Origin of the sequence: Streptomyces sp. NPDC052042, from assembly GCF_044548345.1 — a bacterium.
Classification (GTDB): domain Bacteria; phylum Actinomycetota; class Actinomycetes; order Streptomycetales; family Streptomycetaceae; genus Streptomyces.
The window spans coordinates 1040312-1052795 of record NZ_JBIUBU010000001.1 but is presented as its reverse complement, the minus strand read 5'-3'; the positions used below and the strand labels follow the sequence as shown (position 1 = coordinate 1052795).

The 12484-nt window shown below is 69.2% G+C and carries 14 protein-coding genes and 1 tRNA gene; 3 read left to right on the top strand and 12 right to left on the bottom strand.

The annotated features are described in order from the left end of the window. The first annotated feature begins 45 nt into the window (after positions 1–45). The gene (locus ACIHCL_RS04415) at positions 46–810 is read left to right on the top strand and encodes a GntR family transcriptional regulator (RefSeq protein WP_399856778.1); all 765 of its coding nucleotides are present in this window, start codon (positions 46–48) and stop codon (positions 808–810) included. Between the two features lie 112 nt (positions 811–922). Here ACIHCL_RS04415 and ACIHCL_RS04410 read toward each other — a convergent pair whose 3' ends face one another. Beyond that, complete coding sequence (locus tag ACIHCL_RS04410) at positions 923–1258, bottom strand: hypothetical protein (protein WP_399856776.1); 336 nt, start codon at positions 1256–1258, stop codon at positions 923–925. A gap of 306 nt (positions 1259–1564) precedes the next feature. On the opposite strand from ACIHCL_RS04410, the gene ACIHCL_RS04405 reads away from it, so the two are divergent. Together ACIHCL_RS04405 and ACIHCL_RS04400 are read left to right on the top strand one after the other, a co-directional pair. After that, complete coding sequence (locus ACIHCL_RS04405) at positions 1565–2683, top strand: helix-turn-helix domain-containing protein (protein WP_399856774.1); 1119 nt, start codon at positions 1565–1567, stop codon at positions 2681–2683. Positions 2684–2695: 12 nt separating this feature from the next. Then, positions 2696–3277 carry an HD family hydrolase gene (locus ACIHCL_RS04400; RefSeq protein ID WP_399856772.1) on the top strand — a complete coding sequence of 194 codons (582 nt, stop codon included), beginning with the start codon at positions 2696–2698 and terminating at the stop codon, positions 3275–3277. Positions 3278–3423: 146 nt separating this feature from the next. Here ACIHCL_RS04400 and ACIHCL_RS04395 read toward each other — a convergent pair whose 3' ends face one another. The 11 genes from ACIHCL_RS04395 to ACIHCL_RS04345 form a co-directional block, all read right to left on the bottom strand. Beyond that, positions 3424–3600 carry a hypothetical protein gene (locus tag ACIHCL_RS04395; RefSeq protein WP_399856770.1) on the bottom strand — a complete coding sequence of 59 codons (177 nt, stop codon included), beginning with the start codon at positions 3598–3600 and terminating at the stop codon, positions 3424–3426. Between the two features lie 148 nt (positions 3601–3748). After that, positions 3749–4000: a hypothetical protein gene (locus tag ACIHCL_RS04390; RefSeq protein ID WP_399856768.1), complete on the bottom strand. Its 252-nt coding sequence runs from the start codon at positions 3998–4000 to the stop codon at positions 3749–3751. 559 nt (positions 4001–4559) lie between these two features. Further along, positions 4560–5747, bottom strand: coding sequence for a methyltransferase domain-containing protein (locus ACIHCL_RS04385; RefSeq protein ID WP_399856766.1), 1188 nt, complete (start codon positions 5745–5747; stop codon positions 4560–4562). Beyond that, positions 5744–6709 (bottom strand): ATP-grasp ribosomal peptide maturase, encoded by a 966-nt coding sequence (gene tgmB / locus ACIHCL_RS04380; protein WP_399856764.1) that lies wholly within the window; start codon positions 6707–6709, stop codon positions 5744–5746. The genes ACIHCL_RS04385 and tgmB overlap by 4 nt, the downstream gene beginning before the upstream one ends. A 4-nt stretch (positions 6710–6713) precedes the next feature. Beyond that, positions 6714–7010, bottom strand: a complete 297-nt coding sequence (gene tgmA, locus ACIHCL_RS04375) for a putative ATP-grasp-modified RiPP (RefSeq protein WP_399856762.1) — start codon at positions 7008–7010, stop codon at positions 6714–6716. A gap of 527 nt (positions 7011–7537) precedes the next feature. Beyond that, positions 7538–7723, bottom strand: a complete 186-nt coding sequence (locus tag ACIHCL_RS04370; RefSeq protein ID WP_399856761.1) for a hypothetical protein — start codon at positions 7721–7723, stop codon at positions 7538–7540. 506 nt (positions 7724–8229) lie between these two features. Further along, positions 8230–9435, bottom strand: coding sequence for a helix-turn-helix domain-containing protein (locus ACIHCL_RS04365; RefSeq protein ID WP_399856759.1), 1206 nt, complete (start codon positions 9433–9435; stop codon positions 8230–8232). Between the two features lie 234 nt (positions 9436–9669). Beyond that, positions 9670–9798, bottom strand: coding sequence for a hypothetical protein (locus tag ACIHCL_RS04360; RefSeq protein WP_399856757.1), 129 nt, complete (start codon positions 9796–9798; stop codon positions 9670–9672). Between the two features lie 110 nt (positions 9799–9908). Next, positions 9909–9981 (bottom strand) — tRNA-His (locus ACIHCL_RS04355). A gap of 258 nt (positions 9982–10239) precedes the next feature. Continuing rightward, positions 10240–10842: an oligoribonuclease gene (gene orn, locus ACIHCL_RS04350; protein WP_399856755.1), complete on the bottom strand. Its 603-nt coding sequence runs from the start codon at positions 10840–10842 to the stop codon at positions 10240–10242. Between the two features lie 10 nt (positions 10843–10852). Further along, a complete protein-coding gene (locus ACIHCL_RS04345; RefSeq protein WP_399856753.1) occupies positions 10853–12073 on the bottom strand; it encodes a helix-turn-helix domain-containing protein in 1221 nt (406 codons plus the stop codon). Between the last annotated feature and the right edge of the window lie 411 nt (positions 12074–12484).

Here is a 12484-nt window from a genome sequence, read left to right as displayed (position 1 = left end):
GTTAGCTTTGTCAATGTCGACGTACAACGTCCCGGAGTCGCGTACATGCCACGTGAAGCGCCCTATCTGCGAGTGGCCGCCGCTCTGCGCACCCGCGTCGAGGCGGGTGAATGGGCCGTGGGCGACAAGCTCCCGTCCCGGGCCCGGATCGCCGAGGAGTACGGCGTGGGGCAGTCCGTCGCCCAGCGCGCCATGGAGCGCCTGATCATCGAAGGCATCCTCGAAGGGCGCGCGGGATCCGGCACCTACGTACGCCGACCGCGCGAGCGGCTGCGCATGGTCCGCTGCCGGGACCGCGAACACGGCGCCGGGTCCTCGTTCCGCGCCGACATGCGCAAGCGGGGTCGCGCCGGAACGTGGGAGTCCCGCAGCGCCGCCCGCACCCCGGCCCCGATCCACATCGCCCAGCGGCTGGCCATCGAGCCCGGTGACCTGTGTGTCGTCACCCACTACGAGTTCCTCGCCGACGGGCTTCCCGCCCAGCTGTCCGAGTCGTGGGAACCCATGGCCATCACCGACGGCACCCCGATCGTCCTGCCCGAGATGGGCCCGCACGCCGGTGCCGGCGTCGTCGAGCGGATGCGATCGATCGGCGTCGCCATCAAGACCGCCGTCGAGGTGCCCCGTCCGGCCCGCGCCTCGCAGGAGCAGGCCAACCTGCTGGGCATAAGCGTCGGCGACCTGGTCACACAGGTGGAGCGGACCTACTACGACATCGAGGGGCGCCCGGTCGAGACCGCGGACATCGTCATTCCCGATGTGCGGTGGGAGATCGCCTACGAGTTCGCCGTCGACCAGCCCGGCACCTGATCCCGGACGCACGGGCTCCGCAAGGTCTGAGTAGCAAAGCCCTTAACCGTCATGACCCGGGAACGTAGCAGCGTCGCCGCCGAAGCGGGGGCGCCGTCGTGCGCGGAGTGGGTTACCCGTGGGCGGGGACGGCCCAGCTGGTTCCGTCGGAGATGTACCAGACGCGCGCGGCCCCGTCCGCCTCGCGGACGTAGCCGAACCTGTCGTGTGAGGGGCGGCCCGCGTCGTTCCACCAGCGCCATGCGTCCTCGACCCGGGCCCAGAGGCCAGGGTCGCCGCCGTAGGTAACGGTGCCGGTTCCCTCGCCAGTGAGGGGCGCACGGGCCCACGAACCGTCAGGGCCCTGAATCTGGAGTGCCGTAGTCCCTGCGTCGTCGATGTGGTACACGATCTCTGCTCCGGGCAGGTGGAAGGCGAGGAGCAGGCGGAAGGGGTCGTGGGTGCGCACCCGCCACCGCCGCCTGCCCGGACGTGCGACGCGTGCCGCACAGGTCGCACTCGCAGGCCGGGTAGGCGTCCGCCAGCGGCGCGTGTTCAAGCGGAACAACCTCAGCTTTCGGGCGGACAACTCGCGTTGTTCGACCGTACCGGTCGACCTCGTACACCTTGATCGTCATCGTCACGACGACGTCCCTTCCACTACCCTGAGTTGCCAGGCCGTCACTGTGCCTACGACGGTATGGGGGCAGGGGCCGCCGCTTGAACTGACTGCGAGTACGGGTGCCTGGCCGCGTTCAACAGACAAGGGGGTGCCATGGACACCGGATCACGCACCCCCCTGACTGGCGGTCAGGGAACGCCGCGGAGGAGCCGCAGCGGCATAGTGTCCGGGTACATCTTCCGCCTGATCCGTGAGCAGTTGGGCCACACTCAGGAGGGCCTCGCGGAGCGGTTCCGGGTTTCGCCCGACACGGTCGCAGGATGGGAATCAGGGCGCCGGCCCCTGATGGCTATGCCGGTCGGGCAGATGCTCATGTACCGACACGAGCTCTTGCAGTTGGGTAGCGCGCCAGCCCTGCTCGCAGCCTTGGAGCGGGCTATGGAGGCAGACGTACTGCTGGCCGGCGCCCTTGACGAGGACACGTCCGCCGACGACAGCCCGATCGGCGCATGGGTCATGCAGCGGGACCTGGTTGAGGTGCTCTCCTGGCCGCTCAACGGCGTGACTCCGACACCGCTGCGAGCACTGCCTGACCCGCCGCGACCGCGCCGGGGCCCCGTGCCGTGCGGGCCGGAACTCCCCACCGCCGACCGCAGGCGCTTCTTCTCTCGCATGCGCCAGGCCGCCGAGCACGCGCGCGGCAAGGACCGCTTTCTGCTGCGCCGCCAAGCCCTCTACCTGGCCGGGTACGACGACGCGCCCGACACCTCTGAGTGGCTGGCCCAGCAACAGCGGACCGAGCGCCCGGACGACTGGCTGACAAGCTGGCTCAACTCCCGCTCGGTCGCGGCCGTCGCCGCCAGGCAGGGCGATCGGGACCGGATAGGGCACTTCATCACGACGACGCTCGCCGACGACGACGCGGGCGAGGCAGCGAACCTCAACTACTGGGCGTACTGGATCGGCGAGACACCGCACATCCAGCTGTCTGACGACTTCATTGCCGCCGCGAGCCCAGGACCGTGGCCCGGCGACAAGCTGATGCGTCACCTTGTACGAGGCATGACCCCGAGTCATGGCTTTTTCGACCTGAACATTCACACCCTGTGGGCCCTGCTCGCCGCTCGACCGACCTTGTTGCGCCCCGGAACCTCGACTGGGAACGAGCTACGCGCATCCTTCCCCGTGATGTTGGATAGCCGGGAGTTGTCGGCGCGAGCGCGCCGGGAGCTGGAGGGCATCCGGTACGCAATCCGCCTCGCCGAGGCGTGAGAGGAGAGGGTCGTGGCTGACGACCTGGCCGCAGTGGGCCGCTTCCTGTACGAGGCGGGCACGCTCAAGCAGACGCGGCGCACTGGCTGGTGGATGGCCGGGGTCCGCGATCCCGAGAGTGTTGCCGAGCACTCATGGCGCACGTCGCTGATCGCCACGATCATCGCGAAGTTGGAGGGTGCCGACCCTGCCCGAGCCGCCTACCTCGCGGTGTGGCACGACACTCAGGAGACCCGGACCGGGGACGTGAACTACGTGGGAAAGAAGTACGCGCCTGCCGGTGACCCGCAGGAGGTGACCGCGGACCAGACGGCTGACATGCCGGAGGTGCTTGCGTCGGCGATCCGCGACATCGTCGCCGAGTACGAGGGCAAGGAATCGCCCGAAGCCATCTGTGCCCGGGACGCGGACAAACTGGAGTGCTTGCTCCAGGGTATCGAGTACAAAGCCCAGGGCTACGAGAACGCACAGCGGTGGATCGACAACAGCCGCGGCCGCCTGCTCACCGAGACCGGCCGGCGCCTTGCGGATGAGCTTCTCAGCCAGGGGCCTCTGGACTGGCTGCGCACCGCCCTCGGCGAGACAAAGCCCTGACCCCGGACGCACGAAACCGCCTCTCCCCGCACCACTTCCGTTCTAGTGGTCCTCGTACTCCCAGCCGGAGAACCGGGCGTTGCCGTCGACCCTGTTCGCGTTGCCCCTCGTCGGCCGGGTCGGCGCCGTGCCGAGGGACTCGGCGATCACTTGGTCCAGGACCCGGGGTCGCCGCCCCCGGCGTGGTTGGTGCGGTCCCAGCCGACCATGTGCACCCAGTCGTCCTTCGTGATCAACCGCCGCAGAGTGGGCAGGGCAGGCGTATACCCGTCACGGACGATCGCCACGGTGGACGCGGTGCCCTTCGTCCCGGTGTGGTGCACGATCGACCCGTTGACCGGGCCCCACGCTCAACGATTGGTCCGGCCCGCTGTGGCGGTGCGTGATGGGTGATCTGCCTGGGGGCGGAATGAACGTCTCCGCTTTACGCCGTGCGATTCGAACTGACATTCGTATTGTGGCCCGGGGCGGTCAAGTGCGGGGAGGTGCGCTGTAATGAGCGAGACGCCGGAGGATTTGTCGGCGCACGAGATCAATCTGCACGGGGGAGAGCGCGATCAGGCGCCGGGCTGGCTTCGTCTGCCACTTGCCGTTCTGGCGCCACTTCACCTGGTAGATGGTGGTGCAGTCCTTCTTGGGCCGTTCCACGTTGCTCGCCGTGCGGGGCGATATGGCCCAGGACGGGCACCCGTGTTCCCGCAGTGCTCCCAAGTGTGCGGACATGAAGAAGGGCTGACCGGTTATCACAGGTCAGCCCTTGATCATTCAGGGTGAGTAACGGGGCTCGAACCTGTTTTGTTACCTACTTTTGACCTGCGAGGATGCCGAAAATCTGACCCGAACGGGTCAGTTCGATACCAGTGCGCGCCACTGAACGCCTGACTGTTTCCCCTCGTGTTCCCGCGGGAACAGCCCGGCTGCGTGTCCGCCAGGCCCTGCAAGGTCTGAGTAGCAAAGCCCGTAACCGTCATGACCCGGGAACGTAGCAGCGTCCCCGCCGAAGCGGCGGCGGCCTGGACGGCTCCGGGGTTCATCGGGGGACGTGGTCGGCTGTGCGCCGCCGTCGGACTGGGGCATCGTGCTCGCTCTGGGTGTTTCGGTTGGGAGGCCCCGGCCAGCACACGGGGGATTTGGTGCTCGGTCGGGGCCGCCTGCGCAGTGCCCCGCGGCTGGCCGACAGCGGCACCCGCGGGGAGTCATGGGCCCCTGGCTCCGCGCCGGGCGGGCATGCGCGCCCCGCCGCACGAGAGCGGCGGGGGGTCTGTCGTCGGCGCGGGGCCGACTACACGCGGGCTGGGATGTTCCACCGGGTTCCGTCGGGGATGTGCCAGGCGTGTGCGCTCCCGTCTGCCTCGCGGACGTAGCCGAACCTGTCGTGTGAGGGGCGGCCCGCGTCGTTCCACCAGCGCCACGCGGCTTCGACCTGGGTCCAGAGGCCGGGATCGCCGCCGTAGGCGACCATCCCCATGTCGTCGCCTACGAGGGGCGCGCGGGCCCATGAGCCGTCGGGGCCTTGGATCTGGAGAGCCGTGGTTCCCGAGTCGTCGACGTGGTAGACGATCTCCGCCCCGGGCAGATGGAAGGCGAGGAGGAGTCGGAAGGGGTAGTGGGTGCGCATGTGTGTGGCCGTGACTGCCGAGGGGTGCGTGTCCGTCTCCGCGGCGCGCTCGCGCCGCTGCGGCGCGGCGTATGTGCGGGCCTCGGCGCGCGCCGCCATGAAGCGGCCGGCCGTCGCGGTGAAGTTGCCGAAGGAGCGGCCGGTCTCGTCGACCTCCAGGCGGACGAGCCCGCCTTCGATGCCGAGGGCGATGTCGGAGACCAGGATCGTTCCGGGCTTGCTCTGCTCGATCCAGGCGGCCGGGATGGCCGGTACGGAGCAGGTGGCGATGATCCGGTCGAACGTGTCCCCAGTGGGGTAGCCCTGCGTCCCGTCGGCGGGGACGAGTTGAGGCGTGAGGCCTGCGGCCGACAGGTGGTCTTGCGCGGCGGCGACGAGGGCGGGGTCGATGTCGACGGAGTACACGAGGTGTTCGCCGAGCCGGTGGCAGAGCAAGGCTGCGTTGTAGCCGGTGCCGGTGCCGATTTCGAGGACGCGGTGGCCGTCCCGGACGTTCAGGTCTTCGAGCATTCCGGCCATGAGGCTGGGCAGGGTGCTGGAGGACGTGGGGATGCCGGTCCACGCGGTGTCGTCGACCTGCTCGGCGGTGTCCGGGTCCAGGGCGGTGACGAGCGTCTGGTCGCGGTAGACGGCGACGAGGTCGTCGGCCGTGTTCGCGCCGTGGTGTTCGCGCCATACGGTGATGCCTTTGCCGTTCGTCTCCTGCTGGAACCAGCGGGGCACGAACACGTGCCGAGGAACGTCCCCGAACGCTTGGCCCCACGCGGGAGTCCGGATGGCACCGGAGCGGGTCAGTTCGTCGGTCAGAGCGGTCATGTAGGGGCGGGCCTGGTCGATGGGCGGAGCGCTCATGCGGGGACTCCTCGTAGTTCGTCGGCGATGGCCGACGCGATGGGTAGGCCGGTGGCGTGTTCGAGCCAGTCCCACTGGCCGCACGGGTTCGCCTCCAGGAACGTCCACCCTCCGTCGGGGCTGACGATGAAGTCGGCGGCGGCGAATCGCAGGCCGAGGGCGGTCATGTAGCGTCGCACGCCCTCGGCCACGTCGTCGGGCGTCGTGGCGGGGCGGTACGTGAGGGATGCGTAGTCGCTGCGCCAGTCGGTGTGGGCGGCGGCGCTGCCCGCGTGGACCTCGGCGGCGAACAGGCGGTCGCCCACCACAGTCAGGCGCACCTCGTGTGCCTTGTCCACCCATGCCTGGAACAGGTGGGCGGTGGTGTCGATGCCGCGCAGGTCGTCGAGGTCGGCCTCGGTGACGCGGTGGGTGTACACGGTCTTGAGCTGGTCGCCCTCGACGAATACGGGGGTGGCTACCGGCTTGCAGATGACGGCGCCGCCGGTGTCGCCGACGAACGCACGGACGGCGTCCGGGGTGTTGGTGATGAGCGTCGGCGGGATGGTCAGGCCGCTGTCTCGCGCGGTGGCGAGTTGGAGGGGCTTGTATTCGGCGCGGGACATGGCAGCCGGGTGGTTGACCCATCGGCAGTCGAGCGCGGTGATGATCCCGCCGAGGCCGGAGCGGGCCTGCGCGGCGGCGAACCGGCGCTCGGGCTCCGACATGGCGGCGGGGAGGACGAAGGGGTTCGGGGCGCGGTAGTAGACGGCGGAGACGTCGGAGAGGTCCACGGCGCGGTGGGCGGTGGTGAGCCCGCCAACCCATCCTCGCCGGGCGTCGATGCGCCCGGCGAGGGTGAGTTCCTGCGGGAACTCGGCGGTGTCCATGCGGAACACCTCCACCCCACCGTCCGTGAGGGCCTGGACGACGCGGTCGGTCGGCCAGTCGTCGCGCGCTGCGATCACGAGAACGGTGGGCATGGGGTCAGTCCTTCGGGCCCTCGTCGAGTGGCGGCGGGTTGTCGACGGACCCGTCGGGGATGGTGGGCGTGTGGGTCTGCATGTACGGGAGCGGGCCCTCGTAGAGGCCGACGGACATCTGCAACTCGTTGTCGTAGACGGCCGGGGGCTTCACGATGGCCTGTGTGGCGTCGGGCGTCCGGGCGAACCGGAGGACCCACGGGCGGGTGGCCTCGTTGCTCGGCGGTTCACTGCTGTGTAAGACGCGCGCGCCCTCGGCTGTGAGCGGAAAGACTTCCCGCGGGTCCGCAAGGGTGATCATGGTTCATTCCCTCCTGTCTCAGGTCTTCCAGGTCGGCGGCCCCGGCCGGTGCACGGGGGGTTGGTGCCGGGCCGGGGCCGCTGTGCGCAGTGCCTCACCGCTGACCAGGCGGCACCCGTGCGGGGAGTCATGGGCCCCTGGCTCCCCGCTGGGCGGACAGTGGCACCCGGGGTGTCCCTGTCGGGGGTGCGCGCCCCGCCGTCCGTGCGGCGGGGGATTTCGCCGTCCCTCCCGCGCGATGGTGCTGGCGTGGGAGAGGCGGGGCCAGACCCGCTTTGGTGCATGAGTCCCCACCGGGCCACCGGAGCGGGAGTCTCGGGTCTACGGGGCAGGCGCCCCGGGGGTTGCGCAGCAGGGCCCGGTCCATACCTCGGTGGAGAGGTTGTGGGCGCCGAGCTGGTCGCGGATGACGCCGACACGAACCGTGCCGGTGGTCAGGGGCTTCCTGCACCAGACGCACGTACGCCCGGCGGCCTGGTCCCACGTCAGCGTTCGCGGATCGGGGAGCGGGCGCCCGGCCGGCGCGGTCACGGCTGCTCGTCGTACGGGCGGAGACCGCGCTGCTCTCGGCACGGGGCACACGCGTACTGGGCGATCCCAGGGCCTGAGTTCTGCTCGATGATGCAGACCAGGACCGCAGTGCCGGACGGGCCCTTGTGCCAGTGGCACCAGCCAGGGCCAGGCGGCGCGGCCGGTTTCGGCTGCGCGGTCATCTCTGTCCGTCCTTGCACCGGTCGCACCGGCAGGCGGGGAACCCGTCCTTCGTGGGCAGTTCCTCGGCCGGGGTAACCTCGCCCTTCGGGCGGATGACCCGTGTCAGGCCGTGTCGGTTGACCTCGTACACCTTGAGCGTCATCCCCATACGACCAGCCCCCGATCGACGCGGCATCCTTGGCAGCAGCGGGGGAACCACCAGGCGTCTGTCCCGTGTGCCTTGATGGTGCGCGGTCCGAGATTCATGGCGGTGGCGGGCGAAAGCGTCACCGCGCACCAGATGCAAGCCGCTCCCCGCTGCTGGGCGGCAGACAAAGACTTCATGTCTGGTAAGGCGATCGTCGACACGAGTTCCCCTGATGTGTGAGGACGACGTCGGCCGAACCTGGCGGGAGACCGGCGCCGCTTACGTGAATCACGCTATGAGCGCGCGCGATTACACCCCAGGGACGGAACCCACCAGTCAGGGAGAAAGCCCAGTTGTAGGTAGGGCGTAACGTCTTACCTACAGTGCCGGATCAACGCCGAGCCGTGACGCCAAGCCTCGCAGCGTGCTGTTCCGGCGACGCTCGGCCTCAAGCATCTCGCGCACGGTGGCGGCGGCCAGAGCCTGGAACCGGATCCACTCGGGCTGGTCGGCCTCCACTTCCAGGAGCAGTTCCAGAGCGCCCGCGCTGTCCCCCGTCTGGTACATGGCCTGCGCTACGTCGAGCCGGTAGGAAGCCGAGTGAACAGGGCGGCTGATCTCTGTCAGGTCCACTTCGCCGGATGCGGTCAAGGCGGCATCCGGCTGTCCAGCGGTGCCAGCCAGAGAGATGTTGACCCGCTGTGTCCGGACGTCGGTCACGGAAAACGCCGAGCCGTAGGCGCGTACGGGGCCGGACTGGACAGCGGCGGACTCGGCCAGGGTCAGTAGTTCCATGGCCTTGTCGTGGCTGTCACTGCGAGCGGCCGGGGTTGCTGCGGCGATCAGCAGGTTGCCGTACACGGCCAGTTGCTCCGCTGTCGCTCGTCGGCGTGCTGGCTCCAGGGCATCCGCTTTTCGTTCTGCGACGGACTGGGCCTGTTCCCAGCGGCCTTGACGTAGGAGGACCCACGAGAGGGTGGAGACCCCCATGCCTTCCAGGAGTGGGTCGGACGCCCGAGCAGCGGCAGCAAGCTGCTTCTCAACTGCGGTGTACGCCCAATCTGGGTGGCCAGCCTGGGCGGAAAGCGACGCAGCCAGCTGGTAGGCGAGCGCGAGGTGAGTCCATACGGTCTCAGTGTCGTGCTCGCGGGCCGCGGCTTGGCCGTCCCGAAGGAGACTGGGGAGGGTGCCCGCCAGTTCGGAGTAGCCGCCGGTCCAGTACGTGTGGGTCGCTGCCTGGACCTGCTCGGCCCACTCTGTAGGGCTGGGTGGGTCTTCGAGGTTGTCGTCATCGAGGACGCCCGGTAGTGAGCCGGGGTCCTGGATGGCGTCGCGTAGGGCGAGTAGACCGCCGTCGTCAGTGAGTTGCTGGGTCACGGTGGGCTGTCCTACAAGGCGTTCAAGCTGGACGTCCAGGGCGCGGGCAAGCCCACGTAACGTGTTGATGCGTGCGGATTCCCGGACGCCCTGTTCCAGCTTGCGGATGGTGTCAACCGACACTGAGGCACGCTGTGCAAGCTGCTCTTGTGTGATGTCGCGGAACTCGCGCAGGGCGCGGATGCGGTCGCCAATTGACGTATTCATGTGGACCCCCGCCAGAACGTGTGTCACCACCGTACTCCGACGCACGGAACCGCCCCTCCCTGCGCGGGGCGAACCCCACGCCTGCGGGGACCACGGCGAGCATGCAGACACGCCACGTGACCATGGAGGACCACCCCCGCGCCTGCGGGTCCACAAGGGCGGGCGCGGATTCGGCGTGGAGATCGACGGACCACCCCCGAGCCTGCGGGGACCACATCAAAGACCTGGCCCGGGTCAGCCCGAAGACTGGACCATCCTCGCGCCTGCGGGGGACCGCTCTGACTGCCACTCGCCGTCCTGGCGCCACTTCACCTGGTAAGTGGTGGTGCCGTCCTTCTTGGGCCGTTCCACGATGCTCGCCATGTGGGGACGATATGGCACAGGACAGACATCCATGTTCCCGTGACGTTCCCAAATGCGAGAAAACGAAGAAGGGCTGACCTGTTTTCACAGGTCAGCCCTTGATCACTCAGGGTGAGTAACGGGACTCGAACCCGCGACATCCTGGACCACAACCAGGTGCTCTACCAGCTGAGCTATACCCACCGCGTCCGGTCGTTTCCGACCGGCCGAGAAAAAGTGTACAGGGTCCGGGAGGGTGCTCGCGCCACAGTTGTCCGGCCGTCGCCCCGAATCCCCGAAAGGCCCATGACCAGTAGCTTCACCGAAGGCCGCGGCGTGTCCGCGAAACCTCGCCGTAGCGCCCCGCACGCGGCGCGGGCCGGGCGGTACGGCGGGGCTCCGGGCATGGGCCGGGGGCCGTCGCCAGGCGTCGTACGACAGGCGGCAGCCCGGGGGTGGTCCCTACGGCGCGGGCGGTGCGACGCGTGTCGCGATGGCCTTGGACCGCTCCGAGTCCGGTCCGGGCTGCGGCACGAAGATCGCCTCGCGGTAGTAGCGCAGCTCCGTGATGGAGTCGCGGATGTCCGCGAGCGCCCGGTGGTTGCCGTTCTTCTCCGGGCTGTTGAAGTACGCCTTCGGGTACCAGCGGCGCGCCAGCTCCTTGATCGAGGACACGTCGACGATCCGGTAGTGGAGGTAGCCCTCCAGCGCCGCCATGTCCCGCGCCAGGAAACCGCGGTCGGTGGAGACCGAGTTTCCGCAGAGCGGGGCCTTGCCGGGCTCCTTCACGTGCTCGCGGACGTAGGCCAGCACCTGGGCCTCGGCGTCGGCCAGGGTGGTGCCCCGGGCCAGCTCGTCGAGGAGGCCCGAGGCGGTGTGCATCCGGCGCACCACCTCGGGCATCGAGTCCAGGGCCGCGTCCGGCGGGCGGATCACGATGTCCACCCCTTCGCCGAGCACGTTCAGCTCCGAGTCGGTGACCAGCGCGGCCACCTCGATGAGCGCGTCGTTCGACAGCGAGAGCCCGGTCATCTCGCAGTCGATCCACACCATGCGGTCGTTCATGGCCCCAACCCTACGGGGCGCTCCTCTGGCCCGGCAGGGCCGGGCGTCCGGCGACGAACGCGTCGGGGCTCGGTCTACCGAGCTCCGACACCCCCGCCACGACCGTCGGCGACGTCACGGCATGCGGCCCCGCCGCACCGCGCCGACCCGCGGCGCCGGCCTGGGTGGGCACGATCGTCCCCATCACGTCCCCGACCCCTTCACCGCCTCCGCTCTGCGGACGGCGGGCCCGGTAGGCGGCCCGGTACGCGGCGGGGGAGGAGCCCAGCTGGCGCCGGAAGTGCCCGCGCAGCGCGACCGGCGAGCGGAAGCCGCAACGGCCCGCGACCTCGTCGACCGAGTACTCGGACGTCTCCAGCAGTCGCTGTGCCTGGAGCACCCGCTGGGTGATCAGCCACTGGAGCGGTGCGCTTCCGGTGAGCGAGCGGAACCTGCGGTCGAAGGTCCGTCTGCTCATGTAGGCGCGCGCGGCCAGTGTCTCCACGTCGAACTGCTCGTGGAGGTGCTCCAGTGCCCAGGCCACGACCTCGGCGAGCGGGTCGGAGCCGATCTCCTCTGGTAAAGACCTGTCGAGGTAGCGCTCCTGACCGCCACTGCGCCGCGGCGGCACGACGAGCCGTCGGGCCAGTGCCCCGGCGGCCTCCGTGCCGTGGTCGGTGCGGACTATGTGGAGGCACAGGTCGATTCCGGCGGCGGTCCCGGCCGAGGTGAGTACATCGCCGTCGTCGACGAAGAGTTCGCGCGGATCGACGTGGACCGATGGGTAGCGCTTGGCCAGCGTCGGCGCGTACATCCAGTGCGTGGTCGCCGGGCGGCTGTCCAGCAGTCCGGCGGCGGCGAGCACGAACGCGCCGGTGCAGAGCCCGACGATGCGGGCTCCCTCCTCGTGGGCACGGCGCAACGCGTCCAGCGCCTCCGCGGGCGGCGGCGAGGTGATCGAGCGCCAGGCGGGCACCACGACGGTGCCGGCCCTGCCGATCGCCTCCAGCCCGTAGGGCGCGGCGAGTTCGAGGCCGCCGGTGGTGCGGAGCGGCCCATCCTCCCCGGCGCAGACGAGGAGTCGGTAACGCGGAACTCCCGCGTCCTGTCGGTCGATTCCGAACACGGAGAGCGGGATCGAGCTCTCGAAGATGGGACCGCCGCTGAACAGCAGCACGGCGACGACTTCCCGTCGTCGTCGACCACTGAGCTTCCGTACGGCCTCCGTTGCGGTGGCGGAGTCCTGGATCATGACGCTAAGCCCCCCTCGGTGTTCGCGTCTTCCTGGTCCTTGCGGGCCTGTCGCTCCTGCACTTTTCCCCTCGGTCCTGCACGAGTCCCCGGTCCTCGATGCCCAAGATCGAATCTACTGCTTCCGTGCCGCCGTCGTGACAAGTTCGCCCACCGGCGTTATGTCGACAAGGCAACTTGGCGGGAAGCATTCGATCACGAAGCGTTCCACTCGGCGACCGTCCGCGGAAGGGGGCCTCGCCTTGATGGCCCGTCCCCATCCCGTCTTCGGCGGACAGAATCGTACCGCGCGGTCTCTTCCTTCCTGGTGGCAAGGGGGTTGATCGGCCATTTCGGCAAGGAACAGACGGGGGTACGAAGTTGGCTGAAAATAGATGGTTGTGCATGCATGATTCGGTCAGTAAACCGGCGC

Coding starts and splice junctions, on each gene's coding strand:
- ACIHCL_RS04415 (WP_399856778.1), top strand. CDS start 46: ATGCCACGTGAAGCGCCCTATCTGCGAGTGGCCGCCGCTCTGCGCACC.
- ACIHCL_RS04405 (WP_399856774.1), top strand. CDS start 1,565: ATGGACACCGGATCACGCACCCCCCTGACTGGCGGTCAGGGAACGCCG.
- ACIHCL_RS04390 (WP_399856768.1), bottom strand. CDS start 4,000: ATGTCCGCACACTTGGGAGCACTGCGGGAACACGGGTGCCCGTCCTGG.
- ACIHCL_RS04385 (WP_399856766.1), bottom strand. CDS start 5,747: ATGAGCGCTCCGCCCATCGACCAGGCCCGCCCCTACATGACCGCTCTG.
- tgmB (WP_399856764.1), bottom strand. CDS start 6,709: ATGCCCACCGTTCTCGTGATCGCAGCGCGCGACGACTGGCCGACCGAC.
- tgmA (WP_399856762.1), bottom strand. CDS start 7,010: ATGATCACCCTTGCGGACCCGCGGGAAGTCTTTCCGCTCACAGCCGAG.
- ACIHCL_RS04370 (WP_399856761.1), bottom strand. CDS start 7,723: ATGACCGCGCAGCCGAAACCGGCCGCGCCGCCTGGCCCTGGCTGGTGC.
- ACIHCL_RS04365 (WP_399856759.1), bottom strand. CDS start 9,435: ATGAATACGTCAATTGGCGACCGCATCCGCGCCCTGCGCGAGTTCCGC.
- ACIHCL_RS04360 (WP_399856757.1), bottom strand. CDS start 9,798: ATGGCGAGCATCGTGGAACGGCCCAAGAAGGACGGCACCACCACTTAC.
- orn (WP_399856755.1), bottom strand. CDS start 10,842: ATGAACGACCGCATGGTGTGGATCGACTGCGAGATGACCGGGCTCTCG.
- ACIHCL_RS04345 (WP_399856753.1), bottom strand. CDS start 12,073: ATGATCCAGGACTCCGCCACCGCAACGGAGGCCGTACGGAAGCTCAGT.